Source organism: Rhodococcus sp. DN22 (assembly GCF_036669995.1).
Classification (GTDB): Bacteria; Actinomycetota; Actinomycetes; order Mycobacteriales; family Mycobacteriaceae; genus Rhodococcus_F; species Rhodococcus_F erythropolis.
Genome location: NZ_CP133327.1, coordinates 1 through 21,198, shown reverse-complemented (window position 1 = coordinate 21,198; position 21,198 = coordinate 1). Strand labels below are relative to the sequence as shown.

Sequence of the window (21,198 nt, the reverse complement as noted above, 5' to 3'; positions counted from 1 at the left end):
GATCCACCATGAGCACTCGAATCGCGTCCATCCTGCACAACGCTGCGGTCGACCAGGAAGGTCGCCACCTCGGGTTCTTCGGCTACCAGCCGGGGCAGCCGATGGTTGTCGTGTTCAATGCCGAGATCCCCACGGGCATAACGGCTATCCAAGCTCTCGGCTTGTTGTTCGACGAATTCAACGTCGGAGAGACTTCCAAAGCCGCCGTGGCGTACCGGAAGATCCACGGCCTGCGGTCGCTGTCAGTAGGGGACGTCGTCAAGATCGACGGACAATGGTTTTCATGCGACTCCATGGGCTGGTCGATGCTCGAGTCGGAGCCACTGATCGTGGCGACTGCTGCGCCTCACGCTTGGAAGACGATGGAACCGTGGGGAGATACGGAACTCGACGGTTTAGCGTGGTCCGCATGAGTATCAGCAGACGCGCGCTTGACCGCACTGGGTCGACGAAAAGCGATCCTGTCGAGTCCGCTGCACGAAGCCTGCGCGGAATCGAGCGGGAACAACAACGATACCGCCGTAACCGCAGCGCAATTCGCGTCTCGGCGATTGTGTTGGGTCTGTGCGGTGCCGCTGCCGTGATCACAGGTTTCGTCGCCGACGCTGAGGTCGGAGCGTGGATTCTGACCGTCGCGGTCCTCGGCGCCGCCGGGTTGAACTACGCGGTGTCTTTGTACGGAGCCGCCGTCATGGTGGCGTCGATGGTCGCAGCGGCAGGCACCACCGTGGCAGTGGGGGTTCATTTCGGGATCGGTGTCGGACAGCTCGTCGCGGTCGGTGCTATCGCGGTGGCAACGTGGATCGTCGGCACGTCACGTAGGTTGCGGTTTCCTCGCACGCCCTCTGTCGTCGCCGCACAGTGGTGTGTTCCGGTGTGCGTTGCCCTGGCTGGCGGACTCGGACATGCCGCCGCGATCAGTTTGGCTTTGGTTGGTACTGGTGCTGCCGCCGCTCTCAGCATCGACGTGGGGACGGTGATAGCTGCGCGGCGGGCATCGAAGCGATCTGGGATCCCGATGAATCCTGGAAGCAACTTGGCGCGGAATCTGATCGGGTTCGTCGAGCCACCCTCTATGGATGCGCACAACTTGCAGGCCGGGATCAGCGCAGAGCAACAGACGGCCGCCGAACTCGCCCGTCTCGGCCCGGAATGGACCGTCCTACATTCGCGCTCGCTCCCAGGAACCAACGCTGACGTAGATCACGTGGTAATTGGCCCCCCAGGGGTTCTCGTAGTGGATTCGAAGCACCGCAATGGTGTCCTGACCTACAGCGGCGATGTCGGCCACACTCCGGAGCGCCGGCAGATCGACGAACTGTTCGGCGCAGCAACAGGTGAGCACAGCTGGACTCTGAACGGGCGGGACGCGACGTTCATCGCCGAATCGTCGGTGTTCGAAGCTGCGTGCATCGACGATCTACTGGCGATGCCGCCAGATCGATTGGTTACTCCGACTGTGCTCGCCGTTCATGGCGCGACGATGAACTCTGCCAGCGGGCCGATGGACGTCGCCACTGACGGCGGATTCCAAACGCAAGTGCAGATCGTTGCGGGCCCTCATATCGCAAGTTACCTGCGGTCGTTGCCGACGCTGGGTAGGCCGGCAGAGTTCATCGCGGACTTGGCGGTGGTTGTCGACTATCTGCTGCCGCCCAAGTAAGCCGCGGCTGATCCAGCATTCGATGTCGCCCATGTCGCGATTTCGGGTTTGGGGCGGTGCGCAGGTAGCCGTCTGGACAGCAGTTCCAACTGGCGTGCGAGAACGGCGACGCCGACCGCGTAGAACGGCCATGCCACCCACATGCCCCCGTGCTGGTCGCTCCAGCCGAAATAAGTAAGAGCCAGCGGTGCGAGCGCTCCGGCGAGGTACATCAGGGATCGTGCAGCTCCTGAGTTCCAGACGCGGCGGATCAGCCATACGGTCATCGCCAATGCAATGAACCCGAGTACTACCTGCATGGCAGTTCCTTTCCGTTACGCCCCGGGGTGGGCTAGCTGACGCTGCCCTTCGGCAACGTCGAAGTTCCGGCGCGGAAGTAGTCACTGATCGCCATTGTGAGATCTGCGGCGGGGCCGCTACTGCTGTCGGGGTCGCCGCCGCCGGTGATGTCCGTGCTGACAAAGTACGCGTCGAGTGCCGGGGCCTGATTGTTCAACTGACTCGGGGCGATCCGGGCGTACAACAGCCAGTCGTCTCCGACCACTCTCGTCGCGTTGATTTGGTCTTTCGTGCTGCCGGTCGTGGCGTTGACTTTGCGATATCCGGAGTCGGGTGCTTTACCGACGGTCGTCGACGGGTCGAGGAACGTCTTGCCAGTCGCCGCAATGACCTCTTCCGTGATCAGTCCGGCCTGGTCATAGGCGATGCGGGTAGGACTGCAGGGTGCGGCCGGGTTCAGTACATCGCTGTCGTTACAAGGCCTTTGAATGTCAAGGCCGGCCGGCGCTGGCTCGATCGGTGCAAGCCGCCCGAGGTCGTCAACAGTGGTGGACAGCGGGTTCTCAGCCGCAGGAAGTACTGCGACCGATACCGTGGGCACATTCCACGTCGAGCTTCCGGAGAGACTGAACGTGCAGCTGTTCAAGTTCCCGGGGCCAATCCCCTTGCTGGTCTCGACCTTCAGTGAACTGACGTCGTTGCCTGCCTTCTCGTACTGATATCTGATGATCTCGGTAACCGGGTCGGTGATGTCGCTGCTGCAGGCGTCTTTGCTTGCTGTCGTCGCGAGAGCTGCAAAGTCTGCAAGCGGTGCAGGAAGGCTCGGTGTGCCGGCATTCGACTGACTCGCACCTCCGGCCGACGAGGTTCCACTACCACCGGGGGTTTCTTCGGTGCTTCCACCGCAGGCGGACAGGACCACGGCCGTCACACCGAGGAGTGCGACGGTCAGGGAGGTTCTGGACATGGCCACGGGTGGAGCTCCTTCACTTGGTCGGTAGCAGTTCTAACAGCAAAAGCATCCCGGTGCAGTCGAGAGAGTCCGCGTGTTGGCCAGATCCTCCGGACGGGTTTACCCCGGCTTTGGTTGCCAATCTATCCGGGTTGATTTTGCCGGACGTCGATCGGATCGATGCGAGCATGCGTCGAGCGTCACGGCTACGTTCGCTTCTGCGGCGTTTCTGCTCGGTCGCTGTCCGCTTGTTCGCTGTCCGCTTGGGCGCAGTTTCCTTCGCTGTTCGCTTGGTCGCAGTTTCCTCAGTCGCTGGTCCCTTGGTCGCAGTTTGCGTGACGGGTGGCTTCCGGACGGGCCCAATAAAGCCGGCGAACGGTGCGTGAGCGGCGTAGTCGAGCGGATCAGGGAGCGGCTCGTATCCTTCGGACCGGTCTGCGTAGTCGTGAAGGATCTCGTCGATAGGCCGAGGCGCAGCTGGCGTAGTGAAGGATCTGCCCTCTGCAAGTTCCTGACGCACCGCAATGCGGTCCCCGTTCGACAGTGCCTGCCACGCCCTACCATCTTGGGCTGCTTCGATCACGTGCATGCGTGCGGCGGCAGTATTGGCAGCCTCAGCGCACTTGAAGTGCTCACGGGACCAGTGGTTCCATTCAGCAGGGTTGTCGCCGTTGATGTCCATTCTCACCTTCGCCCTGGCCATGTCGTATCGAGCGTCTCCGAGTTCTCGGTACGCCTCGACTGCCGCGGGGTGAGTTGGCCGGGCCGGCATGGCTGCGACTTGTTCTCGCCGGTACTCGTCCATCAGCCTGCCTTCGATGAGCCTCTTCGACAGCTTTGCCAGTTCTGGATCTTTCGGATCTGCTTCGACACGTCTGTTGATCTCCGATTCCAACTGAGCTCGGACCTCGTCCGTCGAATCGAGCTCGGTTTGCCTCATGATTAGCTCCCGCGCGGAGGACCGGACCTCTGATCCCAGAGCGTCCTGGTCCGCAGCGGATTTGTTCGTAGCCGCCGCATATCTGGCTTGGGCACGGGCAAGCGCGCTACGTTGCGCTGTCACGGCTGCGCCGCGGCACTTGGGGCAGCGGCGGCCCGGCTTGGCCTTACACATGACGCGTAGTCCTTCCGACGAGGTATCCGCATCATTGTTGCCTGGCCGGTTCCGGTGCTCCGAGGTTCGCGGCATGGTGCAGATATGCGAATGGCCCGCTATTGCGGGCCATCACGCCTATCGGAGATGCTCCACATCCATCAGGGGACGCGACGCGAGGGCAACCGTTGAAAGACGCCCGAATAAACGTCCCGGTACCGCACTCGCGATTTTCGGCCTCCCCAAAAGGGAGGCAGCTTCATGATAAGCATGTAAGTCGTCAATCGACAACGTACCTGGAAAAAACCGACCACATGATGGCAATTTGTTCGCTATTCGAAAAAACTGTCAGGTAGCCAGTCCGCTCCGAACAGCTTCGAAATGGCCCCCAGTGCGCTGGTATCGCCATTCACACTCGTCGATGTCACTACCAATCTGTTGATCATCGTACGGGCCGCATCCTCTTCGACGGTGTCGGCTGAATAGATGACAGACCACGGGCAAACTTGCCCGTCACGGTGTGCTCGACCGATTGTCTGGCGCGCTGCGATCCCGGAATACCGCGGCTGATGAAAGAACCCAATCCTCGGAGTCGCGCTCGCTCGCGTCCCATCCGCAAACATTTCCCGGGCTTGCAGATTAATTGCCGAAGTGGTGTTGAAAACCACGACAGGGTTGCGACCCACCTGGAACGACATCCGCTCAGTCTCGAGATCTCCACCACCAAAGATGCGAGAAACACCCAGCCCTTGTTCCTCGAGGAGATCGGCAACAGGAGCAGCAGCAGTAGTGGTGAGTTCGACAGCCACGAGCACCTGATATCCGCGTTCCACTGTCGCAGCCACCAACTCCGCAGTCTGGGGTGCCCGTAGCAGGCTCGCCTTCTGCCGAAACCGCATCAACGCGGCGCGACCGCGGGCCGTGTCCTGACCGGTACGAGCAAGTCGCATCTCGGCACGAAACTCTCCCCAATCCTGGTGGTATGACGCCCATTGCGCAGGTGTGAATTCCACAGGGAGCCCGTCAAGGGGAGCGGGCCCCCCAAGGTGCATCGCGGTGCAGCAGCACTGGTGGGTTCGTGTTCTCCATCCAGCGGCGGACCCTCGTCACCGCCTGATTCTGTGTCGTCGTGGATTCCTTCGCGTCAGCGGTCCACTGCCACTTACCTTTCTCCCAACCCGGTTCGAGCGGCACACCCATTTCGGCGAGCCTGGCGCCGAGGTCGGCCCACTGCTGTGGGCGCTCCCCGTGGATCTGAGCGAGCAGCGACGACAGATAGGTGTATTCGCCCGGGTGGTGTCCGGGTGTGGCTGTCACCGACAGTACAAATGGGGCCTGTTGTGGTGGTGAAGAGAGTTTGTTGATCCGCCGCATGTACTGCGTGCGTTGAGTTGTGATGTGTCGGAATTGCTGTGCCTCGTCGTTGATCACGACGGCGAATACATGCTTCGGCTGTCCATTCTTTCCAAGGAGTTTCTTCAGCTGGTCAGGCGACATGATCAACCAGCGAAAGCCGCCATCTCCACCGAATGAAGCGATCGCATCACGCCAGGCACCGATTGTGATCTGCGCCGGTCGGTCCACCGTGATCAAGATCGTGTCGCCGCCGCCGAGATGGCAAATCGCCTTGGCGGCAAGCACTGCCGTACCAGTCTTTCCGCACCCCATATCGTCGCCGAGCAGTATGCCTCGGTAGCCACTCTTGTACGCGGTGGCGATCGCTTTGGCGCCGGAAATCTGCATTGCCGTAGGGGTCTTCGGGGCGGCCCGCGCGCCCGGCCCTCGCACACCGTTCATTTCGTCCTCGATCCACCGCGCGTAGCTGTACGGCTTGGATGCGTAGACCTGCAATGTTTCCGGCAGGGTCTCCCCGACATAGGCATGCGCGCGAATTCCCGGGTAGTAGTGAGCGCCGGGAGGTGTCGCTCGGTAGGGAACACCGTCGAGAACCCAGACCCTCTGTCCACGCGCGACGGAGGGCACTTCCATACGTTTCGCAGGCGGGGCCTTTCGAGGTTTACTACGTGCCCGTGTTCGTGGTGGCACGTTCGATCAGCCCCAGGGGTCTTCGGTGGCCACGGCTTTCGTCGATGACGCTGCAGGGGGAGCCGTAGGAGTCATCGCTTCTGCAGGAGCAGGTTTCGGGGGAATTGCAGGTGCGGGTGCAATGTTCGGCGCAGGTGCCGGCCTCGAATTCTGCTGCGGAACAGGATTCTTCGGAGTCTCCGTGTGCTGCGACTGATCGCTACGCGGTGCCGTCGATTGCGTGCTCATGGGTGGATCCCGCAACTCCAGCAGCACGCCTGAGCAGCGCAGTACCATCGCGGTATCCCACCGTTTTGCGACGTCGAATAGCGAATCGACTATCGGTCCTGGAGTATCAGCGTTGTCGGCAGCTTCGCGCATCGCCCTAGCGAGAGAGCGAAGGTTGTCCGGGTCGGCGGCTACAACCGCACGTGCATCGTTGGGGTCGATCAGCCCGCAGAGGTGCCTCTCGGTGTTGTTGGGGCCAGGTGCGACCTGTACTGCGTCTTTGATGTTCAGAGACAGCAGCCATGGCCCGGCGCAGGCACCTTCTGAAACCTCGTTCTCGACCTTTTTCGCCACCGTCGACATGAACAGTCGGCGGCTGTCGTCGGTGTAGCGCGCGACCGATGCAGCCATTGTTGAAGCTCCCTACGTTGTCCGCGTGAGCGCGGTGATCACTGGTGTGATTGCCACTGTAGGAAGGCCGGTTCCGGTGTTCGGTGAAACACTGCGCTCGCAACTGCCACCCGTCAGCGGCGTGCCGCACGGTGTCGGGCCTTCATTCGCGGTGCCGCACGGCGGAAGGGCCCTTCGTACCGTCATTGCATCACCAACACGAGATCACAGATTGGAACGATGATGAATGCCCCTACGCCCCTGCAATTGCGTGCCGGCGGTGCCGTACCGCAGCTGAACAATCCACTGACCGCTGTAATCCGAGTCGTGAACCCGCACTACTCACTCGGTGTCGACCACAAGATCATCACCGGAATACTTGCCGACGCAGGCGACACGCTCACCCAGAAAGCGATCTCATCCAGCAACGCTTCCGACAGCTGGCGGGCCAGCGTCCTCGACATCTTCGCTGACCTCTACGAACGCGCGAACGCCGCGAATCGAGAACTGCTTGTGTACATCAGTGACCGGCACGTCCGCGACATGCTGATCGAGAGCGCAGCCTCATTCTCACAGGCGGTCTTCGCAACCAACCTCTACGACCAGCTCGGCTCCCGCCTCCGCCTGCTCTATGACGCCGCCGGCCAACTCGACGCTCGTACGGCACGAAATCTGGAAATGCGACGGCCGCTGGTCGTTTACACCGATGGCTCGGTCTCGGCGACCAGATTGGGCTGCGGAATGGGTGTGGCAACCGATACCGAACTGCACGCAACCTACAAGCCCGACGCACCCAACACTCCAATCGTCGCCGAGCTTCTCGCGATCGAGCTGGCTCTGAAAACCTTTGCCCAGAAGCACCTGGTGATTCGAACCGACAGTCGAGATGCGATCGGCCTAATTGGGCTGACGCCAACTGAACTCGACGCTCGCAATCGGTGCGGCGAACTGCACACAGATCGCTACATCTCATCGGTCGTACGACGAATCCACAATGCCTCCGCCGGCAGACAAGTCTCGTTCAAGTGGGTCAAGGGTCACGATGGCGATCGGCTCAACGAGGCTGCGGACCGCGCCGCCAAATGCGTGCGCAGATTCAACTCCTACAGCATCGGAAGTTCCGCCTTGACCCAGGTTCTCGACAACATTCGCCATGACATCGCAGCGTGAAAGGTATGTCGGTTATAGATTCATGACAGTAGACACGCTCGCATTTCAGGAAGTTCCATTGCCTGGCGCCAGCAAGAAGACCTTAGCCCATAGAATTCGACTACCAGTCGGACATAGGCGAGAGCCGTTGTGCCGCAGGTCTAGATTGAACATGACTACTCACAGGGGGTTCGATGACCAGCGATGAAAGTGAATTCAACACAGCACTCAACCGCGGGCGCGTCTATGACTGTGCCGCCCAGTTACGCACCGCCCCGCAGGGAACGCCGATTACCGATGCCACAGGCCGACATTGGATCCGCGGTTTCAACGACCCCACCGAACGCCGGTGGCGTCGCAGAAAAGCACCTCGGCTGATCTGGGTCGGGATCGGCGGCGATCAAGACCGGTGCCCATCCTCCGAAATCCCTCTACCTGCCCGACATACCACCACCGAGGCCTTCTGGGCACTCGATGGGCTACCCACGACCCTCCTTGAAACCTCTCAGACACCGTTCTCGATCGGCGCGATTGCCGGAGGCTGGGTCGGCGGCACTGTAGACAGTGCGCAGTGGGATCAGGCCAACACCGCTACCCGCGACTACTGGTTGGGGCTCGGGCTGAGCCCGGTTCCAGCCATACCCGTAGCCGGAGGAAGCGTCGGCGGCACTCCCGCTGCCTCACTGTGGGATACGACTCATGCACGCTCCCGTAATGTTTGGGCAGACACCGGGGAATCCAACACCGACAGGTTGGGCATATAACAGCGGAATCGTGACGATGCTGAACGCCACTTTGGATCGCCTATCGACGCCGATCTCCGCAATACCGACGGCTGTTACCAATCCATTTCCCTCGATGTCGCGGAACGAGCCAGGCGAAAATCCGGCAGCGCACAGCTGAAAGGATCTTGCAGCCAACGCATCCGACTGGTTTCTCGTTTCACGGTGCCTGGAATCCAGTCAATTCTTGTCACCAAACCATGTGCTGATTACCGGCGTCGTTACCACACAGATTCCGGCGATCAGTATGAACGTGACAGCCAGAATCCCCATGGCACGTGTCAGTGTGCCGTGGTTAGCAGGTATGGCGAGCGTAAATGCGTTGGCGGACATCGAAGCCACCAACGCACAAACCGCGATTCTCACCGAGGGACTGCGCTTCCCGACCAATCTCGCCCCGAGGGAAATCGCAGCGGAGGCGTTGATCAAGCGCTACGGCACCGAAGGTGTCTACGAATGCCTGCGCTACCTCGACAGCGACGACCTCGAGGGAAACGCGTACTGGCATATCCAGTCCGTGTTCGAGGAGCTGTACCTCGTCGAGGACATTCCGATACGCACAATGCTGCTCGAGATCAGTACTGCCGCGAAGTACAACGATCAGAAGGCCCACGCGGACGAACTCTTGGACACGCACAACCTGTCAGCCAACGCGCAGGGCGTCTTGAAGGAAACTACGCAGTGAGCCGCGGAGGGCACCCGTGGGCCCTGGGTACATCGATCTCCGTCTACGTTGCGAGGAACTCCCTTCCTCAGCGCGACGTGTAGCCAGGCCCCGTCGACGAGAGCGACATTCGAATCGCGCTGGGTAACCAGATAGTTGAATGCCGGGCCCCTCGAAACGCGGTAGCGGCACGCAGTTCGCCTCCCAGCGACCGCGTCGTCGATTCGATACGCTGCGAACATGCGGGTTGACGGCATCAGAGATGAGGCTGTAGCAGAGGCATGTGACGCTCTGCTGGAGTCGCTCGACGTGCTGCTCGAACGCCTCGCCAATCGAGTCGAATCCGCGCCGGCGGCCGGCAGCGCCGAATGGAAAAACCAGTGGAGTGCACGAGAGTCCGCAGATGGACGCGAGCGACTCCGACGACACCTTCTGGTCAAAATCGCAATCGCCACCGCAGCACGCGTCGATCCCACCCACGACATCGAAATGGCCCGACAAGCCGGAATCCCAGAGGCCGACATCGCGCGCGCGTCCGGCCGGAAGACGCAGCGACGAGCACCACACGGAAACGCAGGTCTCACACCCACCCAGACAACTCTCTGGTAGCGCAGATTCGTCGGCGGGGTCGGTGAATGGCCGGGCGAAGCACTGCAGCCTTACCGGGCCTCGCTCTCTACGCATGACCGCACGACTTCGTGTGGGTTCCCGATCGCTTGAGGCGTTAGTCGCACAAATCAGTCAGAGATCTCCGACGAACTGGAGCCATGCCACTGCCGCACGAATCATGGCAGCAAACGATGGGCCGACAAACAACTCCAGATCCAACATCTCAACGTCCCCTCCGGCATCTATCGGCAGTACCCACCAAGCCAGCATGGAGCGTTATCGAGAATTCCTTGCCTGATGTAGTCCGGAATGAGCCAGGCGGGCATGAGCCACCAGATCGGTGGATAGTCCATCATGATCCCTCTCGCCAGTCTCGCCGGGCATCCCGCACGTCGAAACCCTTAATGGTCTCGGCGTGGATACCCAGCGCGTTCGGCAATCAGACGCTGAAAGTAGACCGTCAACAGCGTTTTCCACACCGACAACCTTAACATTAGCCCGTTAAACTTATGCTCGTGAATGACGATGATCGACAGAAGGCCCTTGAGGATGTCGAGGAACTTGCCCGCCTCCTACACGCGCTCCGTGGACTATCCGTTGAGGTCGAAGCGCTACTTGTGGACGCGATGAAGATCGCTCGCAGTTCCGGACTTAGCCAGGCTCTTATCGCTGAGGCGGCCGCGTTGTCTCCTGGTCGCGTCAGTCAGGTGGTCAAGTCCGAGGGAGCGGTGGTGTCACGATCACATCTACACGACCGCGTATTCAATATCAGCGAATGGCCAGGTGAGGCCTTGCACCCTTACAAAGCCTCGTTCACTGGACGCATGACAAGGCCGCCCTACAGCAAGCGGCGCCCTGCCCCGGCCAGTAACGATCGAATGAGAGATGACCTGATGTAGCGCACAACTATCCACAAGGTCTCAAGTAAAAGGTAGCTAGTCGATGTGCGGGCCAAGAGTTCGTTCCCCCGATTGCCATCTGTAGTACAGAGCAACTCCAAAGCAGGCAGACGACGCGATGAGGAGACCGCCGGAGATACGGATGAAAAGCGCATCTTGAGTAATCAGCAGCACAATCCCGACGACGCCTAATGCAGCACCCGCACAAACTCGGCCAAGCTTCCAGGGTCGTGACCCAAGGCCATTTCGTACCGATGTGGGGTTGCTCTCGTCGCGCCACCAGGCGATCCAACCAACGACGACCAAAGTGCTCCACAAGATCTGGATCCAGTCGCCACCAACAATGCCCTCCACCAGCAGGAAAAGCGCTGCCGCGGATACAGCTGCCACTGCGCTCACTCGGAGATACTTGGATTGAAGCATGACTGAGCTTGGGGCTCGACCGCCTATGTCGTCAATGCCAGTCGATCTCACCCCTGGGGCGCTCTAGATCTCGTACGTGTCCGCTAAGTGTCAGGTAGTTGACAGAGGACACTCTGCGGCGCAGAGTAAAGAAATGACAAAGGCTGAGGATTCGAAATCGGCAGGTACTGATCAACTCGCAGCCCTCGCGATATCAGTTCAACTCAGGCGTCGAGTGAACTCGACGAATCTCTTTGGCTACGGGTCGGGTTCGTTGCTCATAGGTCTTGTGTGGATGTTCGGTGAGAGTGCGAGTCAGAACGGTTTCATCGCACTCGTGGTGCCGCTGACTTTTGGAGGCCTCTGGGCTGCGACAGCGATGCGATCCTCGCGGCTCGGCGTACGCGGATACCGGATCGGGTATGGCGCGCTGTTCCTGTTATCGCTAGCCGCTACGGTCGCCGGACTGCTTGTCGCGTCATCGAATTTCGGTGCCCTGACGTTGCTTAGTGTGGGCTTTTTCTGGCTTGGCTGGCGCGAGAGAAGTCAGCTCGTTTGGGGAATGTCGGCGTTCGGATTCATGCTTGGGCTGGTCACCTCCGCGGCTGCCGTGCGGCAGATTTTCGGAATTGTCGAGACGACACGGTCAATGCAGGTCTCGGCCTACATTACGACCGCATTTGCGGTGGTTGTGATCGCGACGGCAGTCTGGTCAATGCTGGATGAGAACCAAAGGCTCACTTCAATTGTCCGATAAAGGAACAGTAGGGGAGAGTCTCGACGAGGTCGTTCATCAGCGCACTCGACTGTCGATCCTGATGTTGCTGGGCGGTGGCGTGGAGGTCGACTTTTCTTTCCTCCGAACGTCACTCGATCTCACCGATGGAAACCTCGGGCGGCATCTGGACGTCTTGGCGGAGGCAGGAATCATCGCCGTGAGGAAGACGTACAACGGACGAAGGTCCCGATCTTGGATCCGTCTGACGGATTACGGGACGCTCAAACTCGGCCAGGAAGCGCGCATTCTGCGGTCGATCGCGGACCAGATCGACCAGGTCAGAGCACTAAATAGTGATGAAACGTACTAAGTCCCTGCACATTTCGCAAGACTTTTGAACTTCTTTACCAATTCCCGGAAAACCGACCACGCGCGATGGTTTCGTTGTTATGGTCGTGATGTCCCGCCAGAGAACATCATTCGAAGGGAACAAACAATGCGCAGATCACTTGCAGTTGTCTCGCTCACTGCCGCAATCGGTTTGATCGGTGGTCCGGCTCTCGCGCAGCCGGCGGAAACGCCACCACCACCTGGTGTTGGCGCCCCGGCCACGGGGATGTCAACACTCGAAGATCCTGTCATCCAGCCGTTCGGAACGACCTGTATCCAAAATTGCACTGGATATGTCGCGGCAAACATCGAAAGCAAGTCCAGCCAGCAGTCCTTCACCTTCCGGGCGAACTTCATTTCTGCCGGCGGAGTCCAGAATCCCCGCCAGCAAGTACGGATGCTTGGCTTCCAAGGTCAAGTGATCGACGAACAGAACCAGTACGGCGGCGGGCGCCAGTACAGCGGCGAGTTCCGGATGGGCCGCTCCTACCTGACGCCCGTGGCATCGGTCTGTAACACACTGTGGGAGGGCGGCGTTCAGCTCGGTACCGCGTGCACCGGCGTTTGACCCTGCTAACCGTGGCCAGCTGAGATCGAAGTAACTGCTTTGGCGCCAAAGCATTTCACGAAGCACAACGAACAACTCATATACAACAACAAAACTGGGCTAGGAGGACCTGCATCAACGCCGGCGCAGGCGCTGGGCCATCAATAGCAGCGGCCGAACCGTCTCGCTCTCCAATTAGCTCGCCGCATCGATGACCTGAGCGTTTTCCTCCCGTCACGGCGAGCGCGTAAGCGGCGTGATCAACAGTTCTGGAAGGCTCCCTTTTCGGTTCACGAGGCCGGTACCTCACGCAGGGGGGAACTGCTCGAAGTCAGCGTCCATCAGCCCTCGTTTTTACGAAAGTGGGTACGAAACCAGTTGCGTCGAGGGAACTCTCGGCTACCAGCATCCGCCTCCATGTCTAGGCGAGAGGTTCCTTCTACTCGAAGTTTCGGCGTTTCGCCCAAAACTGCGGCTCTAATCGCAGACCAATTCGATAACTTCCACCAATCGAACAAATCGAGTGTCGACACAACCCGTACATCGAGAGAGTTCACGAACTCGGGGCGGGTGTAGACCTGGCGCGAGCGGTCACTCGGATCCGTCTTTCGTTCATGATTGACAATCAGTGTCCCGCCGTTGACGGACTCGCTCGGATGCTCGCTCGCCCAGGTGGCGAGGTGCTTCTTGAGATCGCCGACGAGCGCTTCTTTTGCTCTACCGCCCTCCGACTTGACCTCTACGAGATACCTCCGTCCCTGATCATGGACGAGCAGGTCCGCCGACCACGTACCCTTGCCTGTCTCATCCAGATTGAGTATTTCGAGGTGCGCGTCCTCAAACACTCGCGCGACGGCTTTCTCGAGCTCAGTGCCACTCCCGTACAGCAGGCCGTCTCGCATGCTGGTCGCAGTCTCCCTCGCCTCCTCGAGCTCCGCCAGGAGCCGGGCGCACTCCTCCTCGTGCCGCTTCTCCATGTCGGCCAACGCATCCTGGGCTGCGATTTCTCTCGGGGTCTGCCATTCGGGTGCAACTGACCCTGCGATCCTGTACCGGCGGGCGGCCATCGGAGCGAAATGCGGGATCGCTTGCTGAACCAACCAATCGATGATCTGGGTCCAGTCGACCGCATCAGGGATGACGTACCACCGCATGCTGCCGTCAGCGGGCGCCCATGCTGCTACCACGGGATTGCCGAGGGCATCGATCAGGATGGGTTCGAAGCTCCCGCGCGGCGGGCTCGGAGTTTGAGCGCCCGTTGGCGATTCGAAGGCGGTGCCGAGCAACTCCAGGGACCACCACGGTGCGGTAGCGGGGCGGTTGAGCAATCGCAGTCCGAGATCCTTATCGGCGACGTTCAGGCCAGGAGCGAGTATGGGCCAGGCACCGGCCGGAAGCCGCCCGCCGCCGATCGTGCCGCGGGCGTCGGGGAGCAGGAAGGAGCTATCTGAGCCTTGGAAGAGCGATTTCACTGGTTCGGCGCGGCTGGCGGTGCCGAGCATACTGATGACGAGTGCTGGCTCATCTCGCTCGTTTGCTCCGGCTGAGAAGCGTCGAAATTCGTCGGCGCCACCACTACGGTCAAAGATGTGTGGGTCGATCGCGGCCACGCAATCGGCAGCTTCTTGTCCTAGCCACCGCGGCTCAACATCTAGTTGATCCCAGTCGATCGCGGCGGCACTAATCGGTGTCTGCTGATCAGTGTCGTCACCGGTCGCCGAATGCTTCCTGGCCGGTGTGGCTGGTTGCTCGGAGGGAGCTGCACACCCGATGTGCACGGGTAGGGCGGGGGATCGCGTCACCGGTGAATCGTACGGCGGCTCGACGTCGGAGTGGGTCGACGTGGGCGAGTTCTACTCGAGCATCTTGTAGACGGGGTTCGCCGCTGCGGCGACGCGTGTCTCCTGCCCGGCTGCCGCGGTGTAGCGAGACGTCGTTTGAATCGACGAATGCCCGAGCATCTGCCGCAACTCGTAAACCGAGACACCTTGGTCCGCAAGACCGGTGGCGAAAGTATGCCGCAACTGGTGCACCAGAGCTCCGCGCACCTTCTGGTCCTCAATACCGGCCCGGAAGTACGCCCGTTTGGTGCGGTATTGCACCAGCGATCTCGACACGCGAGCACCGTCCGGGCCGACGAACAGGGGATCGGTCGCCCGGAAACGGGTCCACGGTGTGGAATCAGATCGCGCACGTACGCGACCGGTGTGAGGAAAACGGATCGCCCGCGACGCGAGGTACTCACCGAGTACGTCGACCAGGCCAGCTTCGATCGTGACGGTGCGATCCTTGTCTCCCTTTCCTCGCACGCGTACCGCTTTCGCGCCGTTGGCGCCGTCCACATCGCGCAGATCTCGGATGTCGAGGCCGACGAGTTCGGAGAGCCTGCAGCCGGTCAGAAGGGAGGTGAGCACGATCGCCAGGTCACGCTCCGGCCAGGCTCGAGCGTGGGTGTCGTCCGGATCACCCACTGCGGCCAACAATTTCGCGACAGCTTCGCCGTCGAACGACGACGGTTGCCGCTTGGACATCGCCGGCCGCCGAACCGTCGACATCGGGTTGGCTTCGAGGAGATCCTCGGTGCACCAGAAGCCGCACAACGTATTCCACGTCGACCAGCAACGCCGCACGCTCGCCGGAGCGCGGGTTTCGGCGAACCGGGCGAACGCACGGCGCATGTGGTCCTTGTCGAGGACGGCTGTCGTCAGGTGCTCGATCGGAACGGTCAAGTCGGCGGCGAGGGCGTCAGCGATGCCGACGAAATCGTGGCGGTAAGCCTCAGCGGTGTGGGTAGACATGGTTCCGCCCTTGCGCCAGTTCATGAAGGTATCGAACGCGACGTCGAGGGAGGTGCTCACAGTTCGGGGGCCTCTCGTCGACAGCGTGGGGAGTGGGGTCAGGCCCACTCATTTTGCTACATAATAGTAGTTATGTAGCAAAACGGTGGGAAGCACTTTCAGCGTGCCGACTACTCAGCAATCCGCGAACTCCACTGGCCCGGAACCAGATCGGTTCCGGGCCAACAGGGTGTCGAGGCGGCTACTTCAACTTCTTGATGTCCTTGCCGTTGAGACTGTAACCACCCTTGAGACGCGTCCCCTTCTCACGAGTGGCCGTGCGCAAGATCCGCGCGATCTCCTTCTCGCTGCTCGGGAGCCTCACGTCCTTGGCGTACTTGGCGTACTGCTGTCCCAAGCCGGTGCTGCTGTTGCGGGCAACCGGGTCGCCCCCGAGTCCACCGAGAGCCCCGAGGACGCCCACGGTGGCGCCGATCCGGCTCCCGGCCGCCTTCATCTTCTTGAAATCCATGGTGGTCAGTTCTCCTTCGGATTGAGCAGAGCGTGGTGTTCGGTCAACTCGTTGGCCTGACGTCCGATCTCGAGGATGGTCGGACTGTCGAAGGCCGGCGCAGGCACGGCGGTGCGGGAGCCGGCGTAGGAACGGGACGCGCGAATCGCCTTGTCGGCGCTGCTGCCGGTGACCCTCTGCGCCGCGGCCTCGGACGCAGCAGCGAGGGTCCGGTGCAAGGTAGCAAGGACGATCCCCGACTCCTCCACGAGAAGAGCGCGCTGCTTGCCGAGCTGCTGGATGGTCGCTTCACGATTCCCGAGCTGACTGGCCAGATGCTTGACGCGATCGGTCTGATCAGAGCCGTTCTCGTACTCGGACATGTAGTTCAAGTAGCCCGCCGTACCGACGAGAACCGCCAGCAATCCACTCAAGGTCAGCACCAACGCCAGCGGCGTATCCGCTTCCATCCCTTCGGTGAAGATACGGATCCCCATTACCGACGACGCGAAAATCACGATCGCGGCAAGCGCGATCTGCTCGGCGCGCATCCGTTTGCGGGTCGAATCCGGAGCCCCGAGCGCGGTGTCCGCGTCCTTGAACCTACGGTGCCGGGCACCGCTACGGCCCATGATCTCCGCGAACAGCCAGGTACCGAAGATCGCGAACACGATCGCGGTGCCAGCCCCGACCAACGCGGGTCCATCGAGATTGAACACCTGACGCAGGTTGACGTTGAGCAAGCCCATCATCGCCAACAGGAACACCGGGAAATCGAGCATCATCAACCGCCGATTCCGGGCCTTGCTGTAATCGCGGTCGATGAGGTGCTCCTTGGAACCCTCCCCGATCTTGCGCGTGACCTGATCACGCATGGTGTCGTGCGCGTCCTGCGCCTCACCCGGAGTGAGCAACTCCCCGTTCGGACCATGAAGCGACATGATGTCAGCAGCGCCGATCAGCTTGTCGAGCATGTTGATCTGGCCGTACAAGCTGCGGAGCTTGGCGATCAACGGGACCACCTTGCGTTCGACGTCCTTCGCCAACCCCTTCTCCGCACGGCCGACGACCTTCGCGCGCACCGCCTGCTCACCGAGCGTCAGCTCCCCAACCACAGGACGGGTGTCGAGGCGATGGCTTTCGGTGACCAGCGCCTGGACTGCGGGGATCTTCGACGCCGGCATAGGGCCGAGACCGAACAGCGAGGAGATCTTCTCCCCCCGCGGAATCGTCACCTCCCCGCGTGCAGGCTTGCCGGCCGGGTCCTCCCACCGGGCGAACTGGTTCTCAAAGTTCTCGATGTCAGTCATCGTGACTGCCCCTTCGACTCTCACATGCTCCGGAGGATTCCGGGGCGATGAGATAACGAAATCGCCACACACACGGCGCTGTCGTGGGGTTGTGTGCTGTGTGTGCTGTAAATAGATAGGCGCGTACGCGCCTGGTCCGAGAATCGTCTGACCGCCCGTCCGGTCTGAACCTCGAAGGGGCGATGTTGACGAACGAGCCAGAGCTGAGCTGGACACCAGCGCAACGCGCGTATTCGGTATGGCTCGAGGAGACAATCGAGGCGTACCAAAACTTGCCCGCTGTTTACCGGTGGATGCAGCGATACCTTCGCGACCATGACCTCTTGGACGGGCTAGGCAAGGGGTGGCACGTCGGCAATAAGACGCCGTCTAGCGCGTATACCCAATGGAGAAAAGGGCGCGCGGAGGACCCTGCGCCGGTGCCGACGACGCCGGACAAGGATGCCCTACAGCAAGCGCTCATCGCGGTGGTGAGTGACGCCGTTCCGCAGCCGCCTGAGCGTATCCAGAGACTGGGATTGGATCCCGACGGCCGGTGGGACACGTTCGCGAAGGTGTTCTGGGCAGTCCACAATGCGAAAGACGCGTCACGGACGAGTACGGCAAAACAAGCAGCTGAAGGCGCACATTCGGAGGAACGCGCCCGCAAAACCCGCGATCTCACCGCCACGGAACCTGTGTCGGCAGCCGAACTCGACCCGAAAGCACTGAATCTGGGGTCGTCGATGTTCGGCGGCGGAATACCTCCGTACGTCGCGCGGACCGCGGACGTTCAGCTTGCGGAACGGCTCACGGCGATCTCCACAGGTATCACCGTGGTCGTGGGCCCACCGAAATCCGGGAAATCGCGCAGCGTCCTCGAAACACTCGCCGGTGCGGTCCCGGATGCCACGGTGCAATGGATCAACCCCGCCCCTGGGGTCCTGCCAGCGCTGGTTGATCTGCATAGGAAAGAAAAGAACGCCGGCCCTGGCGTTGTCGTTCTCGATGACGCCCAGTTTTTGGGTGTGAACCCTATGGACGGGCTCAACGCGCAGCGGTTGACCGAACTCGCCTCGAGGAGCCGGTTGATCGTCATCGTCCACGAACACGACCTCGGCACATGGCGCAATCAGATCAACAACCGCACCGTCACCGCTGATGCCGATCTGTCCCGGATCGGTGCGACACCTGAACTGATCGAACTCCTCGACGAACACCGAATCTACTACCAAACAATCCTCGACGCCTCCGAATTAGGAACAGCCACAGCACTATTGGACAACGTAACGTCTCCGGTCGCAGGGCTCGATTTCACACGCCTGGCCGAAGCGCTCGCTTCCGTAGATCACTTCAAATCCGAAGCCACCAAAGAACTCGCCGCCGGCGGTATCCGCGCTGCTCTCATCGAAGCGGCGATCGATGCGACCATTCTTTACCCCACCGGCGCCGAAATTAAACAACTCGAACAACTCTGCAAGCTGCACTACCTGCGCTTTCGCCCCAATCTCCCCTGGCGCACTGGTCAATTCGACGACGCCTTCGGCTGGGCCGCCGAAGGTTACAAAGGATCTCCCCACGCCATCCTCATCCGCACCCCCGACCATGATCAGGAGGAGTATCAACTCTTCGACGCCCTCACCCCACACCTGAGAGCTGCAACCCGTTCACTCAATCTCCTGACTGGCCTCGAACTCGATTCGAATGCCGAGTTCCACGCCGGGCAGTGGGAGTACAACTCAGAGCGCTACGTCGCGGCGGAGCATTGGTTCAAAGTGGCATCGGACCATCGTCACAGCGGCGCCATGTTCAACCTCGGGGTGCACGCTCACGACCGCGCAGACGTCGACGCGGCTCGAAGCTGGTGGGAAATGGCCGCCACGTACGGCGAAGCGGACGCCATGTTCAACCTCGCGGTCTTGTGCCATATCGACAACGACATGCCCAGGGCGTGGGGTTGGTTTGCATGCGCGGCTGCCCACGGCCAGACCGAGGCCATGGCCAACCTCGGCAAGAAAGCGCGCGACGACAATGATCACGGCACCGCGAGAATATGGTTCGAGATGGCGGGCGCACTTGGCCACTTTGAATCAGAGGTAGCCGCCGCGGTCCTAGCGTACGAAGACAACGACCTCGTCACTGCACGCGCCATGCTCGAGAAAGTTGCCGCGACATCACCAACTGACATCGCTCAAGATGCTCTCGCTCTACTTGAAGAGATCTCCAATGTGCTTGACGCCTAAGGTCGGGGAAACGACCAAGAAGTTTGAGATCTTCCCAAGAAGTTTGAGATCTTCCGAGGGGAAGAGCCAAATACCGTCCACCGTTCCCACCGCCTTAGTAGTTGGTTCTACTAGTTGATGGTGAGGGTGACGATGCGGTTGCGCACCGCGAGGTCTTCGCGGAAGTTGCCACCGGGCATGTTGTCGATGATCTGCCCGCCGGGGCGGGCGGTCCCGATCGCCGCGATGGGAGCGCCGAGGTCACGGAGTCGGGTGAGGACGGCCTGCGCGCGGCGCTTCTCGAGGTCAGGGCCACCACCCCAACTCTCGTGAGGGACGGAGGCACTGTGGCCGACCGCGTCGACAACCGTCGTTCCGGGGCAGTTGTTCAACTCCTGCGCGATCGGTGCAAGCACGCCATCGACACCGCCGAGCAGGATGTCGCTTTCCGGGGCGAACGCGATGCTGGTGTCGATGTCGATCTGACCGGCGCACTGTGTGCTCAGCTGGTTGAGCTCGACGACGGGTACCGGAGTCGTCGACACCGGCGGCAGATCACTCACCGGCCCCGGAAGCACGTCGCAAGCAGTGGCATTCATCCGCCAGCAGAGACCGGTCATCATGGTCTGCAACGCAGTCCTCACCGCCGGACCAGCGACCGTCTGAGCACTACCGGGAGCCGGGTAGCCCAGGCCGACGAAAGTGATGTTCTTGCCCGCCGCGTCGGGCAGGTTCCGATCATCGATCGCGTCGACGAACTGATCAGGAGCGGTGATCCAGTTGCCGGCGGCGTTGAGATCGATCGGGTCGACCGTGGCGAATCCGCTGCTCATGAGGACTACCCGACCTCCGGAGGTGGTGGCCTCGAGTGCCCGATCGAGGACACCCAACACATCCAACCCGGGGTGGCTCGAGCTGACTGAAGACGCAGTCTGCTGAAGGTTCTCGATGTTCGCGGCGATCTTCTTCTCCGCCTTGCCGTCAGTAGCCTCGACGGCCTCGCCGCGCATCGGAGTCAGATCGACGGTGGTGGTCGTTTCCGGAGTGACCAGGGTGACGATGCCGTCTTCAGGATTCAGAGATCCAGCCGCGTGTTCGGTCAGCAGATCCATGATCGCCTCGGTCGAGGGGGCAGGTTCGTTGCTGGTCGCCGTCATCGCGATCGTCAACGCGGACGGGGATTCACTACTGCAGGCGGACAACGTCGTCACCGCCGTCAGCACCAACAAGGCAGCAGCACACGTGGTGCGGGTGATCGTCATGATCGGTGTTCCCTTCGTAGAGGTCATGCACAGAAACCGAGGCGCGCAGCGGAGCCAGCGAGTTCCGCCAGCTGCGGAAGTCGCTCGGTGTGCCGGCGAAGCAGGTGATGATCTGCCCGTCATGGAGCACGAGAAGGTGCTGTCTGCTGGTGCGGCGAGTGACGTATCCGGCGTCGTGAAGTTTGGCGACGAGTCGGCGCTGTTCCTTGTGCATCCGGTCTCCTCGGTTCTGTGCGGGCCGCAGCGGGGTGGGCTGCAACTTCGCTTCCGATGAGATCGCCACACACACGGCGCCGTCGTGGGGTTGTGTGCTGTGTGTGAGGCTTTTAGAACTTCGGCGGGGTTGG

23 protein-coding genes are annotated in these 21,198 nt (G+C 61.1%); 10 read left to right on the top strand and 13 right to left on the bottom strand.

All coding sequences use genetic code 11. From position 1 onward, the window contains the following. Positions 1-8 precede the first annotated feature (8 nt). Both RA302_RS30150 and RA302_RS30145 read left to right on the top strand, forming a co-directional pair. Positions 9-413 carry a hypothetical protein gene (locus tag RA302_RS30150; RefSeq protein WP_064113443.1) on the top strand — a complete coding sequence of 135 codons (405 nt, stop codon included), beginning with the start codon at positions 9-11 and terminating at the stop codon, positions 411-413. Continuing rightward, on the top strand, positions 410-1,663 hold the full coding sequence (locus RA302_RS30145; protein WP_064113444.1) for a nuclease-related domain-containing protein: 1,254 nt from the start codon (positions 410-412) through the stop codon (positions 1,661-1,663). Before RA302_RS30150 ends, RA302_RS30145 begins: the two co-directional genes overlap by 4 nt. On the opposite strand, the gene RA302_RS30140 is transcribed toward RA302_RS30145, so the two are convergent. The 6 genes from RA302_RS30140 to RA302_RS30115 all read right to left on the bottom strand — a co-directional run bounded on the left by RA302_RS30140 (position 1,642) and on the right by RA302_RS30115 (position 6,651). Beyond that, complete coding sequence (locus RA302_RS30140) at positions 1,642-1,962, bottom strand: hypothetical protein (protein ID WP_064113445.1); 321 nt, start codon at positions 1,960-1,962, stop codon at positions 1,642-1,644. The genes RA302_RS30145 and RA302_RS30140 overlap by 22 nt on opposite strands. Positions 1,963-1,994: 32 nt before the next feature. Further along, positions 1,995-2,909 carry a hypothetical protein gene (locus RA302_RS30135; protein ID WP_075835895.1) on the bottom strand — a complete coding sequence of 305 codons (915 nt, stop codon included), beginning with the start codon at positions 2,907-2,909 and terminating at the stop codon, positions 1,995-1,997. Positions 2,910-2,928: 19 nt separating this feature from the next. Beyond that, a complete protein-coding gene (locus tag RA302_RS30130; protein ID WP_064113447.1) occupies positions 2,929-3,834 on the bottom strand; it encodes a hypothetical protein in 906 nt (301 codons plus the stop codon). A gap of 485 nt (positions 3,835-4,319) precedes the next feature. Beyond that, positions 4,320-4,796, bottom strand: coding sequence for a hypothetical protein (locus RA302_RS30125; RefSeq protein ID WP_338481213.1), 477 nt, complete (start codon positions 4,794-4,796; stop codon positions 4,320-4,322). 214 nt (positions 4,797-5,010) lie between these two features. Then, a complete protein-coding gene (locus tag RA302_RS30120; protein ID WP_232354262.1) occupies positions 5,011-5,970 on the bottom strand; it encodes a DEAD/DEAH box helicase family protein in 960 nt (319 codons plus the stop codon). 69 nt (positions 5,971-6,039) lie between these two features. Further along, the gene (locus RA302_RS30115) at positions 6,040-6,651 is read right to left on the bottom strand and encodes a hypothetical protein (RefSeq protein WP_064113449.1); all 612 of its coding nucleotides are present in this window, start codon (positions 6,649-6,651) and stop codon (positions 6,040-6,042) included. A 219-nt stretch (positions 6,652-6,870) separates the two neighbouring features. Between RA302_RS30115 and RA302_RS30110 the strand changes: the two genes are divergently transcribed. The 4 genes from RA302_RS30110 (at position 6,871) to RA302_RS30095 (ending at position 9,834) form a co-directional block, all read left to right on the top strand. After that, on the top strand, positions 6,871-7,800 hold the full coding sequence (locus RA302_RS30110) for a ribonuclease H family protein (RefSeq protein ID WP_064113450.1): 930 nt from the start codon (positions 6,871-6,873) through the stop codon (positions 7,798-7,800). A gap of 173 nt (positions 7,801-7,973) precedes the next feature. Beyond that, positions 7,974-8,543, top strand: coding sequence for a hypothetical protein (locus RA302_RS30105; RefSeq protein WP_047269223.1), 570 nt, complete (start codon positions 7,974-7,976; stop codon positions 8,541-8,543). Between the two features lie 322 nt (positions 8,544-8,865). Further along, entirely contained in the window at positions 8,866-9,246 is a 381-nt protein-coding gene (locus tag RA302_RS30100) for a hypothetical protein (protein WP_156519333.1), read from the top strand. Positions 9,247-9,465: 219 nt separating this feature from the next. Next, positions 9,466-9,834, top strand: coding sequence for a hypothetical protein (locus RA302_RS30095; RefSeq protein ID WP_064113452.1), 369 nt, complete (start codon positions 9,466-9,468; stop codon positions 9,832-9,834). A gap of 935 nt (positions 9,835-10,769) precedes the next feature. On the opposite strand, the gene RA302_RS30090 is transcribed toward RA302_RS30095, so the two are convergent. Continuing rightward, positions 10,770-11,132 (bottom strand): hypothetical protein, encoded by a 363-nt coding sequence (locus RA302_RS30090; RefSeq protein WP_155419153.1) that lies wholly within the window; start codon positions 11,130-11,132, stop codon positions 10,770-10,772. A 157-nt stretch (positions 11,133-11,289) separates the two neighbouring features. On the opposite strand from RA302_RS30090, the gene RA302_RS30085 reads away from it, so the two are divergent. The 3 genes from RA302_RS30085 to RA302_RS30075 all read left to right on the top strand — a co-directional run bounded on the left by RA302_RS30085 (position 11,290) and on the right by RA302_RS30075 (position 12,811). Further along, positions 11,290-11,892 (top strand): hypothetical protein, encoded by a 603-nt coding sequence (locus tag RA302_RS30085; RefSeq protein ID WP_075835893.1) that lies wholly within the window; start codon positions 11,290-11,292, stop codon positions 11,890-11,892. Then, positions 11,882-12,223, top strand: coding sequence for a transcriptional regulator (locus RA302_RS30080; RefSeq protein ID WP_231915853.1), 342 nt, complete (start codon positions 11,882-11,884; stop codon positions 12,221-12,223). Before RA302_RS30085 ends, RA302_RS30080 begins: the two co-directional genes overlap by 11 nt. A 126-nt stretch (positions 12,224-12,349) precedes the next feature. Further along, positions 12,350-12,811 carry a hypothetical protein gene (locus RA302_RS30075; protein WP_047269230.1) on the top strand — a complete coding sequence of 154 codons (462 nt, stop codon included), beginning with the start codon at positions 12,350-12,352 and terminating at the stop codon, positions 12,809-12,811. A gap of 320 nt (positions 12,812-13,131) precedes the next feature. Here RA302_RS30075 and RA302_RS30070 read toward each other — a convergent pair whose 3' ends face one another. The 4 genes from RA302_RS30070 to RA302_RS30055 form a co-directional block, all read right to left on the bottom strand. Then, positions 13,132-14,592: a hypothetical protein gene (locus RA302_RS30070; protein WP_156519334.1), complete on the bottom strand. Its 1,461-nt coding sequence runs from the start codon at positions 14,590-14,592 to the stop codon at positions 13,132-13,134. A gap of 51 nt (positions 14,593-14,643) precedes the next feature. Continuing rightward, positions 14,644-15,648 carry a tyrosine-type recombinase/integrase gene (locus RA302_RS30065; protein WP_231915854.1) on the bottom strand — a complete coding sequence of 335 codons (1,005 nt, stop codon included), beginning with the start codon at positions 15,646-15,648 and terminating at the stop codon, positions 14,644-14,646. 181 nt (positions 15,649-15,829) lie between these two features. Next, entirely contained in the window at positions 15,830-16,099 is a 270-nt protein-coding gene (locus tag RA302_RS30060) for a hypothetical protein (protein WP_075835891.1), read from the bottom strand. A 5-nt stretch (positions 16,100-16,104) separates the two neighbouring features. After that, entirely contained in the window at positions 16,105-17,388 is a 1,284-nt protein-coding gene (locus RA302_RS30055; RefSeq protein ID WP_157127677.1) for a hypothetical protein, read from the bottom strand. 419 nt (positions 17,389-17,807) lie between these two features. On the opposite strand from RA302_RS30055, the gene RA302_RS30050 reads away from it, so the two are divergent. After that, positions 17,808-19,610, top strand: coding sequence for a sel1 repeat family protein (locus RA302_RS30050; RefSeq protein WP_075835888.1), 1,803 nt, complete (start codon positions 17,808-17,810; stop codon positions 19,608-19,610). A 110-nt stretch (positions 19,611-19,720) separates the two neighbouring features. Here RA302_RS30050 and RA302_RS30045 read toward each other — a convergent pair whose 3' ends face one another. Both RA302_RS30045 and RA302_RS30040 read right to left on the bottom strand, forming a co-directional pair. Beyond that, positions 19,721-20,851, bottom strand: coding sequence for a hypothetical protein (locus tag RA302_RS30045; RefSeq protein ID WP_157127676.1), 1,131 nt, complete (start codon positions 20,849-20,851; stop codon positions 19,721-19,723). Further along, positions 20,775-21,065 carry a hypothetical protein gene (locus tag RA302_RS30040; protein WP_157127675.1) on the bottom strand — a complete coding sequence of 97 codons (291 nt, stop codon included), beginning with the start codon at positions 21,063-21,065 and terminating at the stop codon, positions 20,775-20,777. The genes RA302_RS30045 and RA302_RS30040 overlap by 77 nt, the downstream gene beginning before the upstream one ends. Positions 21,066-21,198 lie beyond the last annotated feature (133 nt).